Origin of the sequence: Micromonospora sp. B9E7 (assembly GCF_039871815.1) — a bacterium.
In the GTDB taxonomy this organism is placed as follows: Bacteria; Actinomycetota; Actinomycetes; order Mycobacteriales; family Micromonosporaceae; genus Micromonospora.
Window position 1 is genome coordinate 461779 of sequence record NZ_JBDPLX010000001.1, and the last position, 24749, is coordinate 486527.

Here is a 24749-nt window from a genome sequence, read left to right on the forward strand (position 1 = left end):
CCCAATGATCATGAACGACATCGCCGAATCCGGGTTGACGCTGGACCGGGGGCCGCAGGTCCTGCTGGACACGGTCGGGCAGGACCCGGCCGGGCCGCTCAGCGTCGGCATCGCCGGCCCGGGCGGTCACGGAAAGACCGCGCTGCTGGCGGAACTGGCGCGGGTCCACCAGCGCGCAGGAATCGCCGTACGCACGGTCGCCCCCCAACCGGACGAAGCGGTCGACCCCGACACCCTGGTGCTGGTCGACGACGCACACCTGCTCGACGACGCGCGCGTCGAGGTGCTGCTGCGCCTGGTCGCCGCCCGCCGGCACCGGCTGGTGGTCGCCCACCGCCCGTGGCCCCGGTCGGCGGCGCTCAGTGAACTGGTCGACGCGCTGCGCCGTGACGGGCAGGCCGTGCTCCTCACGCCGTTCACCCGGGAACAGACCGCCACCTACCTCGCCCGCACGCCGGAGTTGGGCGACCGTGACGACCTGGTCGACTTCGTCCACACGCAGACCGGCGGCGTGCCTCGGGACGTCGAACGGCTGGCCCGTGGCCTGTCCGGCGCGGAGAAGCTGACCGGCGCGGTGGTCAACCCGCCCCGGTCGGTGGTCGCCGAGTTCGGACCGGACCTGGACGTCCAGCCCACCGCCGTACGACGGCTGCTGCTCGCCGTGGCGGCGGGCGGGACGCTGCCGGTGAGCATGCTCGGCACGCTCCTCGGCCGGGAACCGGCGGCGGTGGACGACCTGATCGCCACGACCAGGGCGGCCGGGCTGCTCGGCGCCGACGGCCGGCTGGCGCCGATCGTGCGGCGGGCCGTCACCACGCTCAGTCCCACCACCGACCGGACAGCCGTCTGGCGCCGGCTCACCGAGTTGCAGCTCGCCCGCGGTGGTGCGGTGCTGCCGCTGGTCCGGTCCCTGCTCGCGGTCGGGGCACTCGGCGACTGCCCCGTCCCGACCCTGACCGCCGCAGCGAACGAGGCACTGCCCGACGAGCCGGCGTTCGCCGCCGAACTGTTCGCTGCCGCCACGGCAGCCGGGCGGCCGGCCGGTGCCGAGCAGGCGCTCGCCGCCGCACTCGCCGGCAACCTCGACGACGCCCTCCGGTTGGCGGACCGTCTGCTGGCCACGGCCGCACCACCCGACCGTCGCGAGGCGGCCGTGGTGGCCGCGACCGCGCTGGCGCACCGAGGTCACGTCGGGCGCAGCGTGGAGCTGTACCGGTGGGCGGGCACCCCGTCGGCGACGGCCTTCGCCACCGTCGGCGGGCTCGCCATCGGCGACCTCGGCGTCGCGGCCGAGCCACCGGCGGGTGACCCCACCGGCGAACCCCCGACCATGCACGCCAGCGCCGCCCGCCTGATGGCCACCGGCGTACGCGACAGTGTGTCCGGCCCACCGACCGCCGCCCTCTCCGCCCTCGTCCAGGCCGCCGCGCTGCTGGAACCGGACGGACGGGCGGCACTCCTACCGGACAGCCCGGCCGCGCTCGCCGCGTTGACGGCGGTGCACTGCGGTGAGCTGGAGATCGCCGAGCGGGTGCTGCACCGGGCCCTGGCCGCCGGTGTCGGTGGCCCGCTGATGGCGCGCCGCCACCGGCTGTTGCAGGCCTGGATCCTGATGGTCCGGGGCGACACGCACGCCGCGACCGAACGCCTCGCCACGGTCACGCTCGACGGGCGGCAACTCGAGTCACGCGACCTGCTCTTCGCCGCCGCGATCCGGATGGGCATCAGCCGGCGCAACAGTGACCTGGGCGCACTCAAGCGGGGCTGGGGGCAGGCGCTGGAGGCGGTGGTCCGGCACCCCGTCGACCTGTTCAACCTGTTGCCGTTGGGTGAGCTGGCCATCGCCGGCGCGCGGCTCGGTGACCTCGCCCGGTTGGAGCCGTACCTGCTGCAGGGGCGGGTGTTGCTGGGCCGACTCGGCGATCCCCCACTGTGGAGTGTGCCGTTGCGCTGGAGCGGGCTGCACGCCGCGATCCTGACCGCCGAACCGGCGGTCGCCGACGAACACGTCGCCGCGCTGCTCGCCGCCGCCGACCACAGCCGGTACGCCGCGGTGGTCGCCGCCGCGGCGGAGAGCTGGGTGGAGGTGCTGCGGGGCGACGTCGACCCGGTCCGGGTGGAGGCCGCCGCCCGAGGGCTGCACGACACCGGGTTGTGCTGGGACGGCGCGCGCCTCGCCGGCCAGGCCGCCATCCGCACCGCGGACCGACGGGCGATGACCGCCCTGCTGGAGTGCGCCCGCGCGCTGCAGGGGCGACCGTCCGGCGGCCACGGCGGGCAGACACCGGCGACCGGCGCGAGCACGGCACGGGTCGCCGCCCCCACCCAGCAGGGGCTCAGCGACCGTGAGTACGAGGTCGCCGAGCTGGTGCTGGCCGGGTTGACCTATCGGGAGATCGGCGACCGGCTCTTCATCTCGGCGAAGACCGTGGAACACCACGTGGCGCGCATGCGCAACCGGCTGAACTGCGCCAACCGCACCGAGTTGCTGGCCCTGCTGCGCACCATGGTCGCCGACCGGGCCAGCGACACGGCCGGGCAGCCGTGGCCACAGCGGGCCGTCCGATGAGGCACCCGCGTGCCTCCGCAACGAGCGGGGCGGAACGTGACGCGTAGCGAGCTGCGACTGATCCGGGTCAGGCTGGCCGTGCTGGCCGCCGTGCTGCTCTCCCTCTGGTCGTACGCGGCCTACGTGGCCACCCAGGACGCGGTGGACCTGCTGCGGGTGCGGGCCCTCGCGGACACCCTGGGTCAGCCCGTCGACCGCCTGATCCAGGGCCTGCAGACCGAACGTCGACTGACCGCCGAGACGGTCACGAGAGCCGCGCCGGCAGCGGCCCCGCTCGTCGGAGCACGCGAGGGCACCGACCGGGCCACCGCCGACGTCCGCGAGTTCGCCGAGGGCCGCGACCTTCGATTGCTCAGCGCCGGCGACGTCCGTGACCGGGCCGACGAACTCGTCCGGCGACTCGACGGCCTGAGCACGATCCGCTCCCAGGTGGACGCCGGGAGTCTCGACCTGGCCGAGGCGGTCGACGGGTACGACCAGGTCATCGACGTCGCCTTCCGGGTGTACGGCCCGGAGTGGGGCGCGTACGAGAGCGCGCTGGCCGCCGACACCCGCGCGGTCATCGCGCTGGCCCGCGCCCGGGAGTTGCTCGCCCGGGAGGACACCCTGGTCAGCGCGGCCCTGACCACCGGGCGGCTCGCTGCCGACGAGCGGCGCCAACTGACCGAACTCGTCAGCAGCCAGCGGTACGCGCGCACCGAGGCGGCGGCCGGGTTGCCCACCGACGACCAGGGCGAGTATCAGCGTCTGGTGGGCGGCCCCGACTTCGCGAGTCTGCTCGCTCTGGAGGAGTCGCTACTCCGGGGCGACGCCGGCACGACCCTGACCGGGGTCACCGTCCAGACCTGGCGGGCCGCCGTGGACGCCACGCTCGGCGCGTTGCAGACACTCGTGACGACCACCGCCCGCAGCAGTGCCGAGCGGGCGGCGCCGGGCGCGGCCGTGGTGATCGCGCGTACCGGGGCAGTGGTCGGGCTCGGCCTCATCGTCGTGCTCGTGCTCCTGCTGGGCTGGGTGAACACCGTCCGCCGCCTGACCGACGCACCGGCCCGGCCGGACGACGACGCCGCGGTCCCGGTCCCAGCGCCGTCCGGTGCCGGCGGGACGACGCCGGGCGGCGCCGACCACGACCTGTTCCTGCGGCTCACCCGACGCAACCAGGCCCTGCTGCGCGACCAGCTCAGCCTGCTGGACGGGATGCAACGCCGGGAGCGGTCCACAGAGGAGACCAGCGAGCTGTTCCAGCTCGACCACCTCACCACCCGGGTCCGACGCAACGTGGAGAAGCTGATCGCCCTCGCCGGGGCGACGCCCGCCCGCCGCTGGCGGCGACCAGTGCCACTGCTCGACGTGGCGCGCGGCGCGGTCGCCGAGGTGCCGGACTACCACCGGGTGCTCATCGCGCCGCACTGGCCGTGGTCACTCGCGGGCCCCGCCGTCACCGACGTCGTCCACCTGCTGTCGGAGCTGATCGAGAACGCCCTCGCCCACTCCGCGACGGACACCACGGTCCGGGTCGCCGGCGAGCACCGGCCGCAGGGCTGCGCGGTCCTGGTCGTCGACGACGGGCCCGGCCTGGACGCGTCCGCGTTGGCCGAGGCCAACCGCCTGCTCGACAGCCCACCGTCGGACGGCCCTCCCCCGGGTTTCGCGGGCCTGTACGCGGCCGCCGTACTGGCCGGACGATGTGGCGCCCACGTCGCGCTGCGTCGCAGCCAGCGCGGTGGGACGGCCGCGATCGTGCTCCTCCCGACCGGGCTGGTCACCCCGCGCGACAGCGGCCGTGAACCGGCCACCGCACCACCCGACACCTCCTACCCACACACCCGCGACGACGTCGACCCGCCCGCCCCGAACGGCGACGGTGAACTGCCGACACGGGTTCGCCACACCGGGCCGCCCGGCCCCGAACACGGCAGGACCAGCCTCGACACGGTCGAGATGCCGGTCGCTAGAGCAGCAAGGAGACACCCATGACGTCCGCAGTGGTCACCGACGACAGCCTGACCGGCGCCCTCGACCGCCTGGTCGACCGAGTGCACGGCGCGGAGTTCGCCGTGGTGCTCTCCCCCGACGGGCTGCCCCTGGGCGGCTCCCGGCGGGTGGGGGCGGAACTGGTCGAGCAGATCTCCGGTGTGGTCGCCGGCCTGATCGGGTTGGGGCTGGCCGCCACCCGGGTCTGCGACGGGGGTGGTCTGCGTCAGGTCGTGGTGCAGATGTCGCGAGCGTTCCTCTTTATCGCCACCATTCCGAACGGGACCATCCTGACCGTGCGGATCGCCGGCGACGACGTCGAGGTCGGTGACATGGCCTACGAGGTGGCGTTGTTCGTGGGGCAGGCCGAGCGGCACCTGCCCATCCGTCTGGGACCCGCCTCCTCGGCGACGATCGGGGACACAGGTGCGCAGCACCGGCACCGCTGACGAGGCGTGGTACGACGACGACGCGGGACCCGTAGCCCGGCCCTACACGATGACCGGCGGGCGCACCGCGCCCACGGGCAGCCAGTTCGACCTGATCGCACTGGTCGTCGCCCGCCGGGGGGTCACGCCGCCCGCGCCGCTCTTCCCTGAACAGGCGCGGCTCGTCGAGCTGTGCCACCATCCAGTGTCGGTGGCCGAGGTCGGTGCCGAGCTGGACCTCCCGTTGGGGACCGTCCGGGTGCTGCTCGGCGACCTGCTCACGGCCGGGCTGATCGAGACGCACGACCCGCCGATGCTGTCGGAGCTGCCGACCGAGGATCTACTCGAGGCGATCCTCGTCGGGCTTCGCGGTCTGTGACAGGGCCGAAGCCATCCGCGACCCGCACGGATCGTGGGCGCGCATCCGGCGACGAAACCGAAGGGGAGACAGGCAGTGCCGGCAACACCACCCCAACCACGCCGTACCGTGGCGATCATCCTGCTGGACCGGGTCGTGGCTCTCGTCACGGCCACACGGCGGGTGCTCACCGGTCGGGACGACGTCTCGCGGGCCACCTGGGTGGCCGCGATCGCGGCGCTCGGGGTGCTGGTCCTGACGGCCGTCTCCGTCATCGGACTGCTGCGTACGCCGGAGAAGCTGACGCCGGTGACCCTCGACGCGCCGCCGTCCGTCGACCAGGTGGGCACGCCGTCGCCGGGCACTCCTCGAGCACAGGCGCAGCCGGCGGCGAGCAGCCCGGCGGTGCCCGCTCCCCCACCGTCGGCGTCGGCCACCGCGGTCCCACCGACAGTCGGGGCGTCGGCGCGGCCCACCCAGACCGGTGCGAGCACCTCGCCCACGCCGGCCGCCCTCAACGCCGACTTCTCCATCGCGGACAACGCACTGCTCAGTTACGGCGCCGCCGTGACGATCACCAACCCCGGGACGGTGTCGGTGCCGCAGTGGACGCTGACCGTCACCCTGCCCCGGGAGACGTTGCGCGTCAGTGCGGTCGAGGGCGCACGGGCCAGCCGCGACGGCGCGGTGTGGACGTTCGTGCCGGACGGAAGCGCCGGTCAGGTGCCGGGCAGCGCGTCGGTCCGGGTGACGTTCCGGGTCAACGGCTCACCGGCGGGTGCGGCCCCCGAGGCGTGCGCCATCGACGGGACCGCCTGCACCGGCCTGACGCACTGACCGGCTCGGGCCGGACCCCGACGCGGATCGAGAGCGGTACACCGAGCGTTCCGTCGACAGCCACGCCCGATTGATCATCGGTTCGGAGACGCTTCGTACCGTTCCGACCATGACTGTCCCACCCGCACCATCGTCGCTCGACCGCACCGGGTCGAGATTCGGCGCCCTGCGTACCCGGGTCGCCGCCACCGTCGCCGTGCTCGCCGTCGCCGGCGGTGCCGCGGTCACCGTCGCGACCTCGTCGCCCGCCACCGCCGGGCCGGGCAGCGTCGTCGTCTCGGAGAGTTTCTCGTCCGGGTCGCTGCCCGCCGGTTGGAACGCGGTCGACGGCACCTGGAAGGTCGAGAATGGCCGACTGTACGGGACCTCCGCCAGCTCCAGCGAGAACAACAAGATCACCTTCGGTCGGCACCTGAACGACTTCCGTCTCGAGGCGACCATGCGCTTCGAGACGGTCTCCGCAGCGACCCGCTGGGCCTCGCTCGGCATGGACGTCCCCGCCGACGGCGCGACCCCGTGGTGGATCGCCACCATGCGCAGCGGCACCACCGCCGCCAACGGTCTCGAGTTCGCCCAGCGCACCACGGGCAACGCCTGGGTCGTGACGAACACCGCCTCCGCCCCGTACGCCGCCGGCACCGGCCGGGACGTCCGGGTGGCCGTCGAGGTGCACGGCAACCAGGCCCGCTGGATCTTCGACGGGCGGGAGGCGATGCGGACGAACAGTCTCCAGCGCTCCACCGACGGCGTGCAGGGGCTCTTCGTCAACGGCGCGACCGTGTCGTACGACGACGTCACCGTCACCGAGCTGGCGGCGAACGGCTACCTGCGACCCGAGGGCAGCCCGTTCACGGTGATCGCCCACCGGGGCGCGTCCGCCGCCGCACCGGAGAACACCCTCGTCGCGCAGGAGATCGCGCGTCGCGGCGGTGCGGACTGGATCGAGAACGACGTCCAGCCGAGCAAGGACGGCATCCCGTTCATCCTGCACGACGGCACCGTCGACCGGACCACCGACGGCACCGGCAACATCCGGGACCTGACCGCCGCGCAGATCAAAGCTCTCGACGCCGGCTCCTGGTTCGGCCCGCAGTACGTCGGCGAGCGGGTGCCCACACTTGCCGAGCAGCTCGCCGACCTGCGGACCCGGGGCGGCAACCTGCTCGTGGAGATCAAGGGCAAGCACACCCGGGACGAGGTCGCCACCATCATCCAGGTGATCCGGGACGAGCAGATGATGGGCCGGGTCTTCGTCCAGAGCTTCGAGGTCGACGCCCTGCGGTACACCTACGAACTCGCCCCCGAACTGCCGTTGGGCCTGCTCCGCAGCACCCTCGACGCCGACCCGGTGGCGATCGCCAAGGAGCTGCACCTGACCGCGTACAACCCGAACGGCAACGCGCTGCTGGCCAAGCCGGAGGTCGTCGCCCCGCTGCACGCCGCCGGGGTCGCCGTGATGGCGTGGACGATGGACTCGGCCGGCCTGTGGCAGCGGTTGGAACGGATCGGCACGGACGCGATCATCACCAACCGGGCATCCGAGCTGGTCGGCTGGAACGCGGCGATCCTGCAGCGGCCCTCCGCCGACCCGACCGTGGAGATCACCTCGCCGGCAGACGGGGCTCGGCTCGACCGCGCGCAGTCCCCGGTGATCGCGGTCGCCGCGACCAACGCGGACACCGTCACGGTCACGCTCGACGGCAAGAAGTCGGCCGCCGGGCGAAAGCTCGACCTCACCAAGCTGACCGCGGGTCGCCACACCATCTCCACCCAGGTGACCGGGCCCGAGGGTGCCGCCACCGCGACGAGCACCTTCACCGTGACGGTGAGCCAGGCCGGCCTCGGCTACCTGATCCTCACCTCCGGAGCCGATCCGAGCGCCGTCACGGCGATGACCACCAAGCTGGTCCACGCCCAGTACGCCGAACTGGCGACCTACGCCGACCGGCAGGCCGGCAAGCTGGTGCCGACAGGGGTCGCCGGCGTCATCGCCGGTGACGCCCGCACCCTCGCCCTGAGGTAGCACCCCCGCACGTCGGTCCCCGCCGTCGCAGCCGACGGCGGGGACCAGTCGCGCGAAACCCCTCAGTGGACGGTCACCGATGTCGGCACCGAACTGCACCATGGTCGCGGCGAGCAGACCCCGGTGCGGGCTCCGCCGTCAGGCGCGCCAGACGGGTCGGGCGCCGGCCAGCGCGGCCTCCTGGTAGGGCGTCCGCGGCGAGCCCACGGCGACGACCTCCACCGGCCACTTCTGCCGCAACGACACCCACAGCGTCGACATCACGCCCGAGTACGTCGACATCTCGTCCGTGCCCTCGGCCACCTGCAACACGTACGTCCACGTCCCCGCCTCGGGTGCGCCGTCGAGCGGTGCACGCCAGGCGCGGTGCAGGGCGAGGCCGTGCCGGAGCGGGGCGTCGGCGGAGAGCAGTGCGTCGGCCGGGGCCGGGTCCGGGGCGTCCGCGGGGCCGTTCGGGCTGAACCGGTACGACAGCGGCGGCACCTGCGCCACGACCGGCACCTCGTCCAGGTCGGGCCCGTCGGGCTCGCCGAGGAAGGTGCGCATCAGGTCGCGTTCCTCGGCCGTGACGCCGACGCCCTCGTACGCCAGGCTGAGCAGGAGGGTGGCGTCGGCCAGGTCCAGCTCACCTGCTGCGTACTGCTCCCGGACGGTGCCGAGGACGTCGTCGGAGAGCCGGCCCACGAGCCGCCGGCACACCTCGGCGACCGCCGCGTACGTCTTCGTATCCATGGTGTTCATTTCTTCTTGTAGTCGCCGAGTTCGGTCCGCGTGACGTTGCCCTGGTCGTCCTGGACCACCCTGATGATCTTGTTGCCCTTCGGACCTTCCCAGGTCCAACTGCCGTCGCCGCCGACGTCGGGATTACTGTATCGGGGCGGGTTACCCATCGGGATTCCCTGCGGAGCGGGGTTCGGCGCCGGCGGGTTGCTGATGACGCCCGGGTTGGTCTTGTCCGGCGGGTAGGCGGTGCGGATCTCGCCGTCGGCGAGCACTGTCGTCTTGACCTGCACCCCGTCGACGACACCGACGTAGTCGTAGGCCCACGCCGGGTTGCCGTCCGCGTCCTTGGTCGGGTACGGCCCCTTGTTCGGCGGCCCCTGCTGCGTCACCCGGTGCGCGGCGTCGAGGATCTTCGCCTCGTCCCAGCTCTTCGGGAACTCCGTCTTGTTGGAGAAGCCGGTGCCCGCGAGGTGACCGCCCTGCCGACCACCGTCGCCCTCGAGGATGTGCTTCCTCGACGCGTCGCTGTGATGGATGCCGCCGGCGGTCGGCGGAGTGGTCGGAGCGGGGGGCCGGGTCGGCCTCGGCGGTGTGGTGGTGGACCCTTGGCCGACACCGGGTGGATGGCCCTGCTGCGTCGCCTGGCCGGTGGCCTGCTGAGCGCTGGAGATGCCGTTGCCGGCGTTGATACCGCCGTAGCTCTTCGGGGGTCTGCCCGCACCGCCACCGCCACCCGTGCCGCCGCTGCCGCCGCCGGGTCTTCCGGGCTTCGCCATGGACGCCTTATCCGTTCAGGATGCGGGTGAGGTTGGTCAGGCTGGTGATCAGCGCGCCCACGTACATCAGGATGCGCCCGGCCCACTTGACGACAGCCGCCGTGATCTGCGCGGCGATGACCGGGATCGTGACGACGAAGATGGCCTCGACGGCCCAGACGACGACGCGCGCCACAAGGTCGGCGATGAGGTCGCGCACGATGTCGCGGGTGAAGGCCACCAGGTTGCCCGCGCCCTCGGTGGCCGCCGCCAGCGCGGCGGAGACCGCGCCGAGCCCACCGAGGGCCTCGACGTTGTGATCCATCAGATTGTGGTACGCCACCGCGGCCTGCCCATACCACTCGGGCAGGTCGCCATCCAGGTGCGACCGGAGGTCGTTGGCCATGCTGTGCAGCTCGGCGGCCATGTTGTTCCAGGTGGCGGCGTGCGAGGCGACCACGTCGGGCATGCCGGTGAGCTTGTCGAGCATGTCCCGCAGCGGCTCGAAGTATTCCATCGCCCAGCCCAGACCGTTGGCCAGCAGCGCGCTGAACGGGTCCAGCACGGTCACCGCCGCGTCCAGCCCGAACGCGGCACCCGCGAGCAGGTCGTCGACCCAGCCCTCACTCCTGATCGCGTCGACCAGGCCCTCGACACTGTCGGCCAGGGAGGCGCCCGTCCAGACCTCCCGGGTTGACGTGACGTCGGCGACCAGCGACATGTCGGTCATCGCGTCGCCCTCACGGGGTCAACTGGCTTCCGACGTTGGTGATCAGGCTGGCGTTGTCCCCGTCGACCGCGTCATAGTCGTCGGCGGTGCGGCGCAGCCCGGTGGCGGCCAGCGTCAGGTTCTCCTCGACGCCGGCGAACAACTCGTCCTGCCGAACGTGCTTGCTCTCCAGCACCCCGGCGATCCAGCCGCACAGCAACCCGTACGCCGAGTCGTCCTGCGCGATGTGCGCGCTGGCGGCCTTCACCGCCGCGAACCGCCCCGCCAGCGCGTCGATGTTGCGCGCGTGGGCTCGGATCTCCTCCGCGTCGACCGCGAAGCCGTCCTCCATCGAAATCACCGCCAGCTTCGGTGGTCGTCGCCGCGCCCCCGCACCATGATCATCGGTGCTGGAGTCTAACAAGCACCGTCCATCCAGGTGACCCCACGTCCAGCCCCTCGACCGGACCAGCCCGCTGGCCACCCGCTGAGCGGGGGCGACCGGGTGCCGCGCCGTCGGGTGGCGAGGATCGCCCATGCTGGAGTGGTGATTCGCTTCGTACTGAACGTGTTGTGGCTCGTCTTCGGCGGCGGCATCGTGCTCGCGGTCGGGTACGGCTTCGCCGCCCTCATCTGCTTCGTCCTGGTCGTCACCATCCCGTTCGGCGTCGCGTCGCTACGCCTCGCCGTCTACTCGCTGTGGCCGTTCGGCCGCACCCTGGTGCCCAAGCCCGGCGCGGGCGTCGCCTCGGGGTTGGCGAACGTCCTCTGGGTGGTACTGGCCGGCTGGTGGCTCGCGCTGTCCCACATCCTCGCCGGCATCGCCCTCTGCGTCACGATCATCGGGATCCCGTTCGGCATCGCCAACTTCAAGCTCGTTCCGGCCGCGTTCTGGCCCCTCGGGCGTGAGGTCGTCGACGCTCCCTGACCCCCTGCGGGCCGGTCCAGACCGGCCCGCGCCCGTGCTCAGGTGAGGGAAGTAGGTCAGGAACTACTTTTCCTCACCTGATCACGATGGGTCGCTGCGGACAGCGACGAGGAGGCGTCGGCGTTGCGGCGGGAGGTCGCGGGCGCGTCCAGCAGACGGGGAAGGAGGACCAACGCACCCCTTCCACTCCTAACGTATAGCGCACTGGGGGGCTTGCGGCAAGACCCCGTTCCTGACGCAGAATCGTCGGCCGAGGCCAGATTCTGCCGAAATGGAAGTCATGAATTGGATTCCTTGCCTACCTCCGTGTTCGACCTCCCCGATTCCCTCTCTCCCAAGGCCGACCCGGCGCTCATCGCCCGCGACGAGCGGCACTTCGCGGCCATGGCGGAGAGCCTCGCGCAGGTGACCGCCGAGCTCTCCGACCGCCTCGACACCGCGCGCAGGGCCCCGGGCGGCAAGGGCCGGCAGGCGGTGGACCGGGACGAGGAGGTCCGCCGGCTGAGCGCCCGCCTGCGTGCGCTCAGCCGCTTCGGGCTGGACCTGTGCCTGGGCCACGTGGTCGAGGCGGGCAACCCCGATCCGGTGTACGTCGGGCGTCGTGGTCTCACCGACAGCGAGGGTCGACGGTTGCTGCTCGACTGGCGCTCTCCCGCGGCCGAGCCGTTCTTCGGTGCGACCCACGCCAACCCCATGGGCCTCACGAGCCGCCGCCGGTACCGGTGGACGCGAGGCCGGATCAGCGACTACTGGGACGAGGTCTTCACCCCGGACGGGTTCGTGGGCCACGCCGCCGCGCTCGACGACCAGTCCGCGTTCATCGCCAGCCTGGGCAGCGCCCGGTCGAGCCGGATGCGCGACGTGCTCAGCACCATCCAGGCCGACCAGGACGCCATCATCCGCGCGGGGTCGGCCGGGGCGCTCGTCGTGGACGGCGGACCGGGCACCGGAAAGACCGTCGTCGCCCTGCACCGCACCGCCTACCTGCTCTACTCCGACCCGCGCCTCGGGCAGCGCCGGGGTGGGGTGCTCTTCGTCGGGCCGCACCAGCCCTACCTGGCGTACGTCGCCGACGTCCTGCCCAGCCTCGGAGAGGAGGACGTGCAGACCTGCACCCTGAGCGACCTCGTTCCCGAGGGGGCCACGGCGACCGTCGACACCGACCCGGAGGTGGCGCGGCTGAAGTCCTCCGCCCGCGTGGTCGACGTGATCGACGCGGCGGTCAGGTTCTACGAGGACCCTCCGGTCGAACCGATGACGATCAGGACCGACGAGGCCGACATCCGGTTGCGCGCCGACGACTGGGCCGACGCGTTCCAGGCGCCGGGGCCGGGCACCCCGCACAACGAGGCACGCGACGAGATCTGGGAGGAGTTGCTCACGATCCTCGTCGACAGGTACGACGGCGACGAGCCGGACGATGTGCTCCGGGCCGCACTGCTGCGCAACCAGACGCTGCGGGCGACCTTCAACCGCGCCTGGCCGGTGCTCGACGCGGCCGACCTCGTCGGTGACCTGTGGTCGGTGCCCGCGTACCTGCGTCGGTGCGCGCCGTGGCTCAACCCCGAGGAGGTCGGCACGCTGCAACGCGAGGACGCCCGGGCCTGGACCGTGTCCGACCTGCCGTTCCTGGACGCGGCACGGCAACGGCTCGGCGACCCGGAGGGGAAGGGTCGCAAACGTCGGCACGACCCCGCCGCCGCCGTGGAACGTGAGCACATGGCCCGGGTCGTCGACGAACTGCTCGCCGCCGACGCCTACGACGACGGTGAGGGCCTGTTGACGATGCTGCGCCAACCGGACCTGCGCGAGGTCCTGGTCGACAGCTCCGCACTGCCGGACGCCGACCCGGACCTGCTCGCCGGCCCGTTCGCGCACATCGTCGTGGACGAGGCGCAGGAACTGACCGACGCCCAGTGGCAGATGCTGCTGGCACGCTGCCCGTCGCGCAGTTTCACCATCGTCGGCGACCGGGCCCAGGCCCGACAAGGGTTCACCGAGTCGTGGCAGGAACGACTCCGACGGGTCGGGCTCGACCGGATCACCCTGGCCACGCTGACCATCAACTACCGGACGCCGGCAGAGGTCATGGCGGTGGCCGAGCCGGTCATCCGGGCCGTGCTGCCGGACGCCAACGTGCCGACCTCCATCCGTGGCAACGGGCTGCCCGTCGTCCGGGGATCGGTGTCCGAGCTGAGGTCGATCCTCGACACCTGGCTCGCCGCGCACACCGACGGGATCGCCTGTGTGATCGGCGACCCGACGTTCCCGCCGACGTCGCGCGTCCGGTCACTGAGCCCGGAGCAGGCCAAGGGCCTGGAGTTCGACCTCGTCGTCCTCGTCGATCCGGAAACGCTCGGCACCGGCATCGAAGGCGCGGTCGACCGCTACGTGGCGATGACCCGGGCCACCCGGCAACTCGTACTCCTGACGAGCGATGTCCGCTGATCGGGGGCAGACCCGCAGATCAACGCACGAACTACGCGGATCGCTCGAACAGGCTGGAACCAGGCACCGGGTGACGCCGTACGGACCTGCTCGGACACCCGTTCCGCTGGGAAGGCCCTGGCAGACCATGCGCTCTCGCTTCCCCGCCCGCGACGGTCAGCGTCGCCTGCGGCGACCGGTTGCGGTTCGAGCCGGGCCCGCTGGCGGACTCCCCCGCCCTCTACGAGGACCGCTTGCAGACCGTGGTGTGGGCGTACCAGAACGGGGTGGTCCGACGGTGACGGCCGCATCGCGGTGCGGCAGGCGTGGCCACCACCGTCGAAATTTCGAGCCCTCCGGTCCCGTGCGGTATCCGACAGCCGTCCACCTGCCGTCGACAGTGGACGAAGCCGGAGTACGATCCCGCTCACACCTCAGTGGTGACCTCCAGCTCTCGACCCCTCGATAGGAGCCTGGCATGGCCGGTCCGGACGCCGAACTCGCCGCGAAGCTTCAGCCCGACGTGCCGCACGCGGCGCGGATCTGGAACTACTGGATGGGCGGGAAGGACAACTTCCAGTCCGACCGGGCGGCCGGCGACGCCGTGGCCGAGGTCTACCCGGAGATCGTCGTCATGGCGCAGCAGTCCCGTGTGTTCCTGGTGCGGGCCGTCCGTTACCTCGCCGGCGAGGCGGGCGTCCGGCAGTTCCTGGACATCGGCACCGGCCTGCCCACCATGCAGAACACCCATGCGGTCGCCCAGGGGATCGCGCCGGACGCGCGGATCGTCTACGTCGACAACGACCCGATGGTGCTGGTGCACGCTCGGGCGCTGCTGGCCAACACGACCACCGAGGGCGTCACCACCTACGTGCCCGCCGACTACCACGACCCGGAGAAGATCCTCGCCGAGGCGGCGCAGACGCTCGACTTCGGCCAGCCCATCGCGGTGATGTTCATGGGCGTCATGGGCTACGAGCCCGACCTCGACGTGGTGCGCTCGATCGTCGAGCGGACGATGGCCGCGATGCCCTCCGGCAGCTACCTCGTGCTCTGGGACGGCACCGACACCAGCCCGGAGGTGGTCTCCGGCGCCGAACGGCTGGCGCAGAGCGGCGGCGTCCCGTACATCCTGCGCAGCCCGGAGGACCTCGACACCTGCTTCGCCGGGCTGACCAAGGTGGAACCGGGCCTGGTGCCGATCCCCCTGTGGCGACCCGAGGAGGCCGACGCCGCCGGCATCGACGCCTACGGTGCCGTGGCACGCAAGCCCTGACCCGCTGGACGCCGCCCCGCCTCCGCCGTCACGGCGGAAGCGGGGCGCCGTCGTTCAGCGGGCGCAGCCCACCGTCAGTCCGTCGGGCACCGAGCTGGTCGCCACCAGCACACCGAACGTCGTGACACCGTCCAGCGCCAGCGTTCCGTTGTAGGAGGCGTTGCGGACCGTGACGTCTACACCGACCGTCTCGGCCACGCCACCCCAGACCGACTGGACGCGCTCGTCACCGGACCACCGCCAGGACACCCGCCACCCGTCCAGTGGCTGGGTTCCGGTATTGCGGACCGTGACCGTGGCGACGAAGCCGCTGCCCCAGCGCGCGTCGATCGTGGCCGTCGCGCGGCACGCCGTCAGCGGTGCGGTCCGCGCCGACGCGAGCACGTACGGGTCGCGCCGACCCTCGACGTCGGTGAACCGGTACCAGTACTCCGTGTCGGGTGTCAGCCGGTCGACGGTGACCGAGCCGTTGCGCTCCGGCCCGGAGACGGCCACGGCAACCGGCGCCCGCCACTGTTGGGCGTCCTCGCGGCTGGCGAAGAGGCTGACGGTCATCGGCGGGTCGTAGCCGCAGGGCGGGCGGAAGAAGATCGAGTACGAGATGGTCACGCTCGTGGTGGTGACCCCGGTGACGTTGGCCGTGATCGGCAACGCCGGCGGGCAGGCGATCGTCGGCGAGGGCGTTGGCGTGGCCGTGGGCGTGGGCGTCGACTCTGTGGTGCCGCTCGCCCCGCCCCAGACGGCGAGCGCCACGGTCGTTACGGCGAGGAACATGCGAAACATCGGTACCTCCGTGTTGCCGGGCACCGATGACCAGGGTGGCTGCCGGTGCCGCGCTCGGGGCTCCGGCCGTCGACGAGGATTGCCCGGCACGGATGGCATCGCCACCTCGTGCGCCCCGTGGACCGGAGAAGATGTGGTGCGCGCTGGCTCCCGAGCACGACCGAACCACAGCATGGCAGTCGACGAACATCGATACAAGGCAGTCGCGTCAGCCGCGGGAAGACCGAGCGGGTGGCCTCTGCACATCCTGACGGGCACCACGACGCAACCCTCGCGATGGTGTAATGCGTCGTCCCGCTAGCCCAACCGAGTCAGAGGGTTGCCCCGTGCGCATACAGCAGCCGACAACCGCCGGAATCGCCGTCGGCATGCTCCTCGCCGCCTTCCTGATCGGCACGCCAGCGCCGGCTCACAGCGCCGGTCCGGCACAGGCGGCGGCGATGCCGCTCACTCAGCACGTCAACCCGTTCATCGGCACCGGTATGAGCAACGCGCCGGAGCCCGTGCCCGGTGGCGCCGGTGGCAGCACGGTGCCGGGGCCGGTGCTGCCGTTCGGGATGGTGCAGTTCAGCCCGGACACGCCCCTCGCCTCGCCGTCCGGCTACCGCGACACCGACACCACCGTCGAGGAGTTCAGCCTCACCCACTTCAACGGTGCCGGTTGCGCCAACAACGAGGACATCGGCATCCTGCCGATCACCGGAAACGTGACAACCTCGCCCGGCACGACGTGGACGTCGTACGCCGGGAAGTACAGCAAGGCCAATGAGGTGGCGGCACCGGGGTACTACCGGACCGTCCTGGACAACTACGGCGCGACCCAGGTCGAACTCTCGTCCACCCACCGGACCGCGGCGATGCGACTGACGTATCCGTCGTCGGAGAGAACCGCGCAGGTCCTGTTGAACACGAGTCGCAACGCGACTGGTCAACGCAGCGGCTCGGTGGACATCAAGGGTCGCACGGTGACCGGCACGTTCACCGGTGGCGGTTTCTGCCACTCCACGAAGACGTACCAGATCTTCTACTGGATGGAGTTCGACCGCACCCCGACGGCCTCCGGCACCTGGCTCGAGAACACGGTCTCGCCGGGTTCGACCCAGACCAGCGGTGTCCGCTCCGGCGGCTACCTCACCTTCGACGCCACCACGAGCCGGGTCGTCCAGGTGAAGATCGGGATCTCGTTCGTCAGCCTGGCCGGGGCACAGGCCAACCTCGCGGCGGAGCATCCCGGCTTCGCGTTCGACACGGTGCGCGCGAACGCCGACAGCGAGTGGAACGCCATCCTCAACCGGGTCCAGGTGGCGGGCGGGACCGCGGTCGACCTGCAGAAGTTCTATACGGCGCTCTATCACGTGCTGGTCAACCCCAACCTGGCCAGCGACGTCGACGGGAAGTATCGCGGCTTCGACAATCAGATACACAGTGCGAGTCATCCCGTGTACCAGAACTTCTCCGGCTGGGACATCTACCGCTCGTGGGCCGCGCTGATCGCGCTGGTCGCGCCCGTCGAGGCGAGCGACATGGCCAAGTCGATGGTGCTCGCCGGCCAGCACGGCGGCCTGCTGCCCAAGTGGTCGCAGAACAACAACGAGCACGCCGTGATGATGGGCGATCCGGGTCCGATCGTCGTGTCCAGCATGTACGCGTTCGGTGCCCGGAACTTCGACACCGGGGCGGCGCTGACCCTCATGGACCGCAGTTCGTACGGCGGCACCATGCAGGGCATTCCGCTGCGCGCCCGGCAGGACGGCTACGTCGCGCGGCAGTACGTCCACGAGAACGCCGCCGACTCGCTGGAGTATTCGGCGTCCGACTTCGCCGTCGCGCAGTTCGCCCGCGCGCTGGGCGACACCGCGAGGTACAACGCGTACATCCGGCGGTCACAGTGGTGGCGCAACCTCTTCTACGCGGGATCCGGCTACCTCCAGGACCGCAACGAGGATGGCTCCTGGCCAGCGCCGCTCAACCCGGTCAGCCAGACGGGATACGCGGAGGGCAACGCGACCCAGTACACGTGGATGGTCCCGCACAACTACCGCGCGCTGATCGAGCTGATGGGCGGCCGGCAGACCGCCGTGCAACGACTCGACCACCATTTCACGCAGCTCAACGGCGGCCTGGGCAGGCCGTACTTCTACATCGGCAACGAACCGGAGCACGGCGTGCCGTGGATCTACCACTTCGCCGGCGTACCCGCCAAGACCAGCGCCGTGGTGCGGCGGGTGGTGACCGAGTCGTTCACCACCGGCGCTGGCGGTCTGCCCGGCAACGACGACCTCGGTGCCACGTCGTCGTGGTTCGTGTGGGCGGCGCTTGGCATGTACCCGACGACGCCGGGCAGCGACACGCTGGCCCTGCACGGCCCGTTGTTCCCCTCGATTCTGATCGACCGGCCCACCGGCGACATCCGGATCGATGCCACGAACGCCGGCAAGGACAACCCGTACGTGCAGGGGTTGTCCGTCGACGGGACCGGGACCTCGCGGCCGTGGCTGCGGTACGCGGACATCGGCGCCGGAGCGACGCTGAGCTACACGATGGGCGCGAGCCCGTCGAACTGGGGGACGGACCCCGACGACGCGCCGCCGTCGCTCGACGACGGGTTCAGCCCGCCGCCCGCGCCCGACCTCGGCCCGAACCTCGCCGCCGGCCGCCTCGCGACCGGATCAACACCCTGTGCGGCTGACGAGGCCCCGGCCATGGCGTTCGACGGCGACCTGGGCACCAAGTGGTGCACGCTCGCGACCGATCCCAAGGTGCTCCAGGTGGACCTCGGCGCGACGCAGGACGTCACCGGGTTCGTGTTGAAGAACGCCGGCCTGAGCGGCGAGTCGACGGACCTGAACACCCAGAAGTACACCATCTCGACCTCGACCGACGGGACCACCTGGTCCACGAAGGTCAACCCGATCTTCCGACTGCGGGCGAGTCGCAGCTACTACCCGGTCGCCGCCACACCGGCGCGGCACGTGCGACTCACCATCACCGAGGCCAACGGCGTCGGGGGCGCCGCCGCCCGCATCCCCGAATTCGAGGTGTACGGAACGGGCGGCGGCCCGACGAACCTGGCGCGCGGTGGCGCCGTCCGGGCCGCCCCCTCCTGCGCCGCCGACGAAGGTCCGGAGAAGGCGGTCAACGGCACGGTCGACGGCGGTGTGACGGACAAGTGGTGCGCGTCCGGCCCGGACAAGTGGCTGAGTGTGGACCTGGGCGCCGCCCGCGCGCTGACCGAGATCACCGTGCGGCACGCCGGCGCCGGTACCGAGACGCCGGCCTGGAACACCCGCGACTACGACCTGCGGGTGTCGGACGACGGCGACACCTGGACGACTGTCGCCCAGGTGCGCGGCAACACGGCGAGCGTGACCCGGCACAGCATCGCGGTCAGCGGCCGGTACGTCCGGCTCGATGTCCTGGTGCCCGCCCAGAACACCGACGCTTCGGCGCGCGTCTACGAGCTGGAGGTCTACGGGCTCAGGTGATCGAGTTGTAGACCGGAACCCAGCCCAGGCTCTGCCCCGTGGAGGAGAACACTTCGATCTTGCGGACCACCGAGCCCGGCGTGCTGGCCGCGGCGCTGTTGCCGACCCCGATCCCGCCGACGGCGATGAGCTTGCCTTCGGTGCGGATCTGGCCCGCGCCGCTGCGACGGATGACGACCGTGTCGGCGGGGGCCTGGTAGGGGACAGCCGCCTCCACGGCATTCCACGCCAGCGTGACGTCGGTCGACGCGGTGTCCACGAAGACCGCCGGGAACGACGGATGCGTCTGACGCACATGGTTGCCCACCACGACGACCTTGGTGGCGCCCTGGTGGATGGCGACGCAGCTCACGCCCCGGCTCGCGTTCAGGTTCGCCACCTTGTTGCCGACGACGGTGACGTCGCTGGTGGACAGGACGTTGATCTGGCCCTTGCAGTTGGTCACCGAATTGCCGGTGATGGACACGCCGACCGCCTGGCCCGACCGAGGAATGTTCCCGCCGAGCGCGCTGCCGTCGATCTCGATGCCCGGATTCTGGCAGCCGATCACGGTGTTGTCGGCGACCACCAGGTTCGTCACCTGCTGCACGTAGACGCCGGCCTGGCCACACTCGGTGATGGTGTTGCCGGAGATGACGGTACGGTCGGCGCCCCGCCACACATTGATGCCGTCGTAGTACTTGGACGCCGCGCGCCAGACGCCGCCCCAGTCCTTGGCTTCCTGCGACGACAGCCAGTCCATCGCCACGTGGTTGTTGGTGATCCGCACGTCGTGACCGTTGCTGGAGATGCCGAGCCGGACATCCTCGGTGGTGCAGTTCGTGATGAGGATGTCATTGGACGTGCCGGGGGTGTTGTCCCACACGCTGATGCCGGTGTGCCGGAACCCTCGGGACACGACCCCGTCGACCACGACACCGGTCGACGCGGTGATGACCAGACCGCTGTACCAGTACGTGGCGGCGTTGTCGACGAGGTTGAGCCCGAGCACCTTCAGCCGGTGGCAGTCCTGGATCTGGAGCACGCCGAGGACCGACTCCTTCTCGGTTATCGGCGGGGCGTCGACCAGCGTCAGGGTGGCCCCGTGGCCCCGCAGCGCGGTGTCGGTCAGCCCGGAGAGCCGCACCTGGTTGCTGACGCGGTACGTCCGGCCCGCCGGAAACAACACGCCCTTGTTCGGCGTGGCCGCCCGGGCGGCGTCGAACGCCGCCTGGATCGCCGCGGTGTCGTCGGTGACCCCGTCGCCAACCGCGCCATGCGCGAGAACGGAGATCCACCCGTCGTCCGTGGCGGGTATCGCCGCCTCGGCCGGCTTGGCCACCAGAGCGGCCCCGCCCGCGAGGGCCGTGGCCGCCAGGCCGGCGCGCAGAGCCGTACGTCGTCCCATCGATGTCATGTGATCGCCTCCCGTGAAACGTGCCCAATCACCATCGCGCGCACCCTATCCGTCTTGTCTCGACCGGTGGGGGCACGCGTTTCGGGGGGGGTCCCGCCCGGGAGGAGAGGCCGTGCGCAGGCCGGTCGGACATCGTCCGCCTGCTCTTCGCCGGACGGACACGCGCCGGGCGCCCGCGCCGACAATGATCCATCATTGTCTATCACTTCGGACGTGGGAGCACACCATGCTCGACAGAAGCAGCACGGCCTGGCGATCCCGGGCAGCGAGGGCGCTGATCGCGGCAGCCGCCGCCGCAGTGCTGGCCGCCCCCCTTCTCTCCGCGCCAACGCCGGCCGGAGCCGCCGTCAGCCGGGCCGAACTCGCCCTCCGCTGGGCACCCATCCACTACCAGGACGTCGATGCCACCGGGAGCCACACGCTGAGTGGCCAGTCGGACTACATCAGCAAGGTCGACTTCGACGGTGACCTCAACGGCCGAAACAACTGGGACCGGGTCGGCCAGTCAGGCACCTCACTCGCTGCCCACGCCTACTACTCGGTCGTGGAGACGAGCACCCACTGGTACATCACGTACTTCTTCTTCCACCCTCGCGACTGGACGGACCACCCGTTCTTCGAGACCGAGCACGAGAACGACGGTGAGGGCGCCCTGTTCGCCATCGAGCGCGACGGCTCCACGTACGGCGTCCTCCGCTCGGCCGTCACCGTCGCGCACAGCGACTTCTTCTCGTACACGCCGGCCGGCAGCACCTGGACCGGTGGCCGGGAGAACATCGACGGCACACTTCAGTTCCAGGCGTCACCGCACGACACGTTCCAGCACCCGGTGACGGCACAGGAGGCGCAGGGCCACGGCCTGAAGGCCTACCCGCAGTACGCCATCAACGGCGACGGCCTGGTCTACTACCCGTCGACAGTCGCCGAGACGCCGAGCAGTGGCAACGACCGGGACGTCCGGTATCAGCTCATCGACATCTTCGCCGCCGGCGGGCTGTGGGCGCAGCGGTCCAACCCGAGCCTGTTCGCCAGCCTCGGCACGTTCGCCGGTGACACGTCCGGCGACTGCGGCGTCGGCACCTGGAGTTGTTCGACCAACTCGGCGAACGCGCCCTGGGGCTGGGACGACGGCAACGACGCCCCTGCACGCGGGGAGATCGCCAGCGACCCGGCGAAACTGTCGGCCGAGTACTTCACGGTGCCGGCGGGCCTGGCACGCAACTACAGCTACAACCCGTACGCCACGGCGGCGGCGGCGCTCGCCGAGGCGGCGAGGACGGCACCGCCGACCATCGACTGACGCCTGCCGCTCCCCGGTGACAGGTCCGGAAGACCCGTCACCGGGGAGACGGGGCCACCCGCACGCGGTCGCTCTCGTTGTCGGAGAGGAACAACGCCAGGGCGTGCCCCTGCTCCGCCACCGCGCTGCGGTCGGCTCGGCTGAGGTTGGTCAGTGGGTCGACGGTCACGGTGCCCGACTCGACGGCCCAGGTCGCGGCGACCCGGCCGTCGACGAGCACCACGCGTTCGCCGGCCACCGAGAGGAGACGGTGCGCGTCGTCGATGATCCGGCTGCGGTCGTCGTAGCCGAGGATCGCGTTGTCGAACGCCGGCAGGAACCGTACCGGGGCGGGTGTCTCCGGGTCGGGACGCGGCGCGTCGGGCAGGTCGATCAGTTTCCGGCCGCGCTCGTCGCGAAAGGTCACCAACTCGTCGCGCATCTCGGCCACCGTGGCGGGCAGACCGGTGAGGCCGCACCAGGCGCGCAGGTCGGCGGTGGCGGCCGGCCCGAACGCGGCCAGATAGCGGCGGACGAGCACCTGCCCGACCGGGTCGGAGCCATCCGGGGTCGGCGGATCGACCTTCCGGCCCACCCACGCGGAGAGCGGGACATGTCGCACGCCCCCCTTCGCGCGCCACACGCCGCGCGGCGGCAGTTGGATCAACGGGAGGAGTGCGACGGCCATCTCGCCCAACGCCCGTGGCCCCGACGCCGGCCAGCGTTCGGCGAGTGCCCGCCCGATCTCCGGCATCGAGCGCGGCTCACCGTCGGCCAGCACCTCCTGGGCTGCCGCGGCGAGGTCGTCGAGGTCGACGCCGTTCAGCTCGGCGCGGTAGACCCCGAGCACCCGTTGGCGCAGCATGGCGTCGTGGCGGGACCGCCAGGCCACGGCGTCGTCGGCGACGAGCAGGTGGACGGTGCGACGCATCAGGTGGGTGCGCACCACGTGTCGCTGGGTCAGCAGGTGCGAGAGCACCGCCGGGTCGAAGGCACGCAGCCGCGACCAGAGCCCGACGAACGGTTCCTGCGGCTCCTGCGCCTGCAGACCGCCGAGGTGCGCGACGGCGTCGGGGACCGGCATCTCGGCGCGAGAGAGCAGCAACTGCCGGGCGAGCGTCGCGCGGTTGAGCGCCCGCGAGTCGAGAACGGTCACGTTCTCATTCTCCGTCCCGGGCTGACAGTTTCCGTCGAGGCGGCCGGGTCGTGGTCGAGAACGACAGGTGCCGGATACGGGTTCGCCCCGCCGGTGAGCACCGGGCGGGGCGATTCCGTGCGGATCGACAGTTCAGTGCCGGCCCACGAAGATCCCGATGCCGTTGGCGACCGCACGCTCCGTACCGTCGGACGGGTTGTTGCGGGCGGTGGCCTCGGCCTGGCCCGGCTCGCGGACGGCGACCGTGCTCGATCCGCCGCCGTCCAGGTTCACGGCGTCGTGCGCGCCGAGCGAGCGCATCAGGTCGGCCAGTTCGGCGATCGTGAAGCCGGCGCTGGCCGGGGCGCGGCCGGCGAGGGCGACCAGGTAGACGGTCCTGCCGTCCGGGCTGACCCCGGCCGAGCTGCGTACCGCGGCGGTCTTGGTGTCGAGGCCGACCAGCGGCGTGCCGTCGCGCAGGATCGGCGCTCCACCGACCGCGAACGTCAGCTTCGGCTTGTCGGCGGAGTCGAGCTTCTCGCGCACCTGAACCCGGTCGCCGACGGCGAGGTCGTCGAGCGCGTCCGCGCCGCGATCCCGGCCGACCAGTACCTGGGTGTCGACGGGGATCGCGCCCGCACCGGGCGCCTGCCCCACTGCGGTCACCACACCGTCGCGCACGGTCACCTCGTAGGTGTGGGTGCTGCACGGGTCACTGCGGCTCGTGTCGGAGCCACAGGTCGACCGGACCCGCGAGGCGGCACCCCAGTCGGAGGTGAACAGGCCGACGCCGTCGACCGGGAGCGCGTACTGGTTGAGGCCGCTGAGGGCGATCGTGCCCTTCCTGCTGCGGACCTCGCCGTCCAGGCTCAGCGTGTCGACGCGGGCCTTGCCGTTCACGCCCACGCCGAACACGTCCCGGGTCGAGGTGCCGGGGGCGAGGCCGGGGCCGAAGCGCTGCGCGTTGGGCACCGCGAACTTCAACTCCTCGCCGTCGGCGATCTCCGGACCCGAGGAGGAGTAGGTCGGGGTGACGCCGGCGTGGGTCTCGCTGTTGTTGAAGAAGTCGCCGTTCACGCCGGCCACGGCACCCTGGTCGTTCGTCATGGCCGAGACGACCTTGCGCTGCGCGACCGCGTCGGGGTGCAGCAGGTCCAGGGAGACCTTGTTCTTCTGCAGGTCCGCCGTGAGCAGGTAGCCGACGGTGACGCCGCGAGGTGTGGCCACCTGGAACGAACCGTACGTGACGCCCGGCGCGAGCTGCTCGGTGGCGGTGAAGGTGATCGGGGTGCCCGCCTCGGTTACCGTGGCGGTCGCGGCGTGGGCTGCGCCGACCGGCGCCACGAGCGTGCTCAGCCCCGCGGCGAGCAGCAGCGCCAGACTCGGGCGTACGAGGTTGGATGACCTCATTGCCGCTCCTTTCGTGATGCGATTCCTGGCCTGCGCCGGGGGTGGTCGAACCGGCTGGCGGTCCGGCCGGGCCCGGCGATGATCTTCCTGACCAGCCGACCAGGCGGGGGTGAACACGGAAGGCGGTCGACGTGAACCGCCCGGGCCGTCTTGATCAACTGCCGGAGCCGGCGCGGGGGTGCCAAAAAGTTTTGTGGACTTCCTACAACTGAGCGACTGTTGGTTCAGTGGTTGCGCCATAGCGCTGGCCGCCG

The 24749-nt window shown here is 71.5% G+C and carries 19 protein-coding genes; 11 read left to right on the forward strand and 8 right to left on the reverse strand.

The window, feature by feature from the left end:
- Positions 1 to 4 precede the first annotated feature (4 nt).
- The 6 genes from ABGB10_RS02010 to ABGB10_RS02035 all read left to right on the forward strand — a co-directional run bounded on the left by ABGB10_RS02010 (position 5) and on the right by ABGB10_RS02035 (position 8189).
- Positions 5 to 2569 (forward strand): LuxR C-terminal-related transcriptional regulator, encoded by a 2565-nt coding sequence (locus ABGB10_RS02010; protein ID WP_347659082.1) that lies wholly within the window; start codon positions 5 to 7, stop codon positions 2567 to 2569.
- A 36-nt stretch (positions 2570 to 2605) separates the two neighbouring features.
- Positions 2606 to 4546 (forward strand): nitrate- and nitrite sensing domain-containing protein, encoded by a 1941-nt coding sequence (locus ABGB10_RS02015; protein ID WP_347659083.1) that lies wholly within the window; start codon positions 2606 to 2608, stop codon positions 4544 to 4546.
- On the forward strand, positions 4543 to 4992 hold the full coding sequence (locus tag ABGB10_RS02020) for a roadblock/LC7 domain-containing protein (RefSeq protein ID WP_347659084.1): 450 nt from the start codon (positions 4543 to 4545) through the stop codon (positions 4990 to 4992). Before ABGB10_RS02015 ends, ABGB10_RS02020 begins: the two co-directional genes overlap by 4 nt.
- A complete protein-coding gene (locus ABGB10_RS02025; RefSeq protein WP_347659085.1) occupies positions 4970 to 5350 on the forward strand; it encodes a DUF742 domain-containing protein in 381 nt (126 codons plus the stop codon). Before ABGB10_RS02020 ends, ABGB10_RS02025 begins: the two co-directional genes overlap by 23 nt.
- Positions 5351 to 5425: 75 nt before the next feature.
- Entirely contained in the window at positions 5426 to 6166 is a 741-nt protein-coding gene (locus tag ABGB10_RS02030; protein ID WP_347659086.1) for a cellulose binding domain-containing protein, read from the forward strand.
- Between the two features lie 109 nt (positions 6167 to 6275).
- Positions 6276 to 8189 (forward strand): glycerophosphodiester phosphodiesterase family protein, encoded by a 1914-nt coding sequence (locus ABGB10_RS02035; RefSeq protein ID WP_347659087.1) that lies wholly within the window; start codon positions 6276 to 6278, stop codon positions 8187 to 8189.
- A gap of 138 nt (positions 8190 to 8327) precedes the next feature.
- Here ABGB10_RS02035 and ABGB10_RS02040 read toward each other — a convergent pair whose 3' ends face one another.
- The 4 genes from ABGB10_RS02040 to ABGB10_RS02055 are packed head-to-tail and all read right to left on the reverse strand — an operon-like array spanning position 8328 to position 10728.
- Positions 8328 to 8930 (reverse strand): hypothetical protein, encoded by a 603-nt coding sequence (locus ABGB10_RS02040; RefSeq protein ID WP_347659088.1) that lies wholly within the window; start codon positions 8928 to 8930, stop codon positions 8328 to 8330.
- Entirely contained in the window at positions 8927 to 9688 is a 762-nt protein-coding gene (locus ABGB10_RS02045; protein WP_347659089.1) for an EndoU domain-containing protein, read from the reverse strand. The genes ABGB10_RS02040 and ABGB10_RS02045 overlap by 4 nt, the downstream gene beginning before the upstream one ends.
- A 7-nt stretch (positions 9689 to 9695) precedes the next feature.
- Positions 9696 to 10397: a hypothetical protein gene (locus ABGB10_RS02050; RefSeq protein WP_347659090.1), complete on the reverse strand. Its 702-nt coding sequence runs from the start codon at positions 10395 to 10397 to the stop codon at positions 9696 to 9698.
- 10 nt (positions 10398 to 10407) lie between these two features.
- Complete coding sequence (locus tag ABGB10_RS02055) at positions 10408 to 10728, reverse strand: type VII secretion target (protein ID WP_347659091.1); 321 nt, start codon at positions 10726 to 10728, stop codon at positions 10408 to 10410.
- A gap of 195 nt (positions 10729 to 10923) precedes the next feature.
- On the opposite strand from ABGB10_RS02055, the gene ABGB10_RS02060 reads away from it, so the two are divergent.
- The 3 genes from ABGB10_RS02060 (at position 10924) to ABGB10_RS02070 (ending at position 15007) form a co-directional block, all read left to right on the forward strand.
- Positions 10924 to 11304: a YccF domain-containing protein gene (locus ABGB10_RS02060; RefSeq protein WP_347659092.1), complete on the forward strand. Its 381-nt coding sequence runs from the start codon at positions 10924 to 10926 to the stop codon at positions 11302 to 11304.
- Between the two features lie 306 nt (positions 11305 to 11610).
- Positions 11611 to 13752 carry an RNA polymerase recycling motor ATPase HelR gene (helR, locus tag ABGB10_RS02065; RefSeq protein WP_347659093.1) on the forward strand — a complete coding sequence of 714 codons (2142 nt, stop codon included), beginning with the start codon at positions 11611 to 11613 and terminating at the stop codon, positions 13750 to 13752.
- A gap of 457 nt (positions 13753 to 14209) precedes the next feature.
- The gene (locus ABGB10_RS02070; RefSeq protein ID WP_347659094.1) at positions 14210 to 15007 is read left to right on the forward strand and encodes an SAM-dependent methyltransferase; all 798 of its coding nucleotides are present in this window, start codon (positions 14210 to 14212) and stop codon (positions 15005 to 15007) included.
- 54 nt (positions 15008 to 15061) lie between these two features.
- Here the strand turns inward: ABGB10_RS02070 and ABGB10_RS02075 are convergent, their stop codons facing one another.
- Positions 15062 to 15790 (reverse strand): cellulose binding domain-containing protein, encoded by a 729-nt coding sequence (locus tag ABGB10_RS02075; RefSeq protein WP_347659095.1) that lies wholly within the window; start codon positions 15788 to 15790, stop codon positions 15062 to 15064.
- Positions 15791 to 16116: 326 nt separating this feature from the next.
- Between ABGB10_RS02075 and ABGB10_RS02080 the strand changes: the two genes are divergently transcribed.
- On the forward strand, positions 16117 to 19275 hold the full coding sequence (locus ABGB10_RS02080; RefSeq protein WP_347659096.1) for a GH92 family glycosyl hydrolase: 3159 nt from the start codon (positions 16117 to 16119) through the stop codon (positions 19273 to 19275).
- Here ABGB10_RS02080 and ABGB10_RS02085 read toward each other — a convergent pair.
- Complete coding sequence (locus ABGB10_RS02085; protein ID WP_347659097.1) at positions 19268 to 20662, reverse strand: right-handed parallel beta-helix repeat-containing protein; 1395 nt, start codon at positions 20660 to 20662, stop codon at positions 19268 to 19270. The genes ABGB10_RS02080 and ABGB10_RS02085 overlap by 8 nt on opposite strands.
- 235 nt (positions 20663 to 20897) lie before the next feature.
- Here ABGB10_RS02085 and ABGB10_RS02090 point away from each other — a divergent pair, with 235 nt between their 5' ends.
- The gene (locus ABGB10_RS02090) at positions 20898 to 21971 is read left to right on the forward strand and encodes a hypothetical protein (RefSeq protein ID WP_347659098.1); all 1074 of its coding nucleotides are present in this window, start codon (positions 20898 to 20900) and stop codon (positions 21969 to 21971) included.
- A 37-nt stretch (positions 21972 to 22008) separates the two neighbouring features.
- Here the strand turns inward: ABGB10_RS02090 and ABGB10_RS02095 are convergent, their stop codons facing one another.
- Complete coding sequence (locus tag ABGB10_RS02095) at positions 22009 to 23106, reverse strand: winged helix DNA-binding domain-containing protein (RefSeq protein ID WP_347659099.1); 1098 nt, start codon at positions 23104 to 23106, stop codon at positions 22009 to 22011.
- Between the two features lie 132 nt (positions 23107 to 23238).
- On the reverse strand, positions 23239 to 24495 hold the full coding sequence (locus tag ABGB10_RS02100) for a phosphodiester glycosidase family protein (protein ID WP_347659100.1): 1257 nt from the start codon (positions 24493 to 24495) through the stop codon (positions 23239 to 23241).
- Between the last annotated feature and the right edge of the window lie 254 nt (positions 24496 to 24749).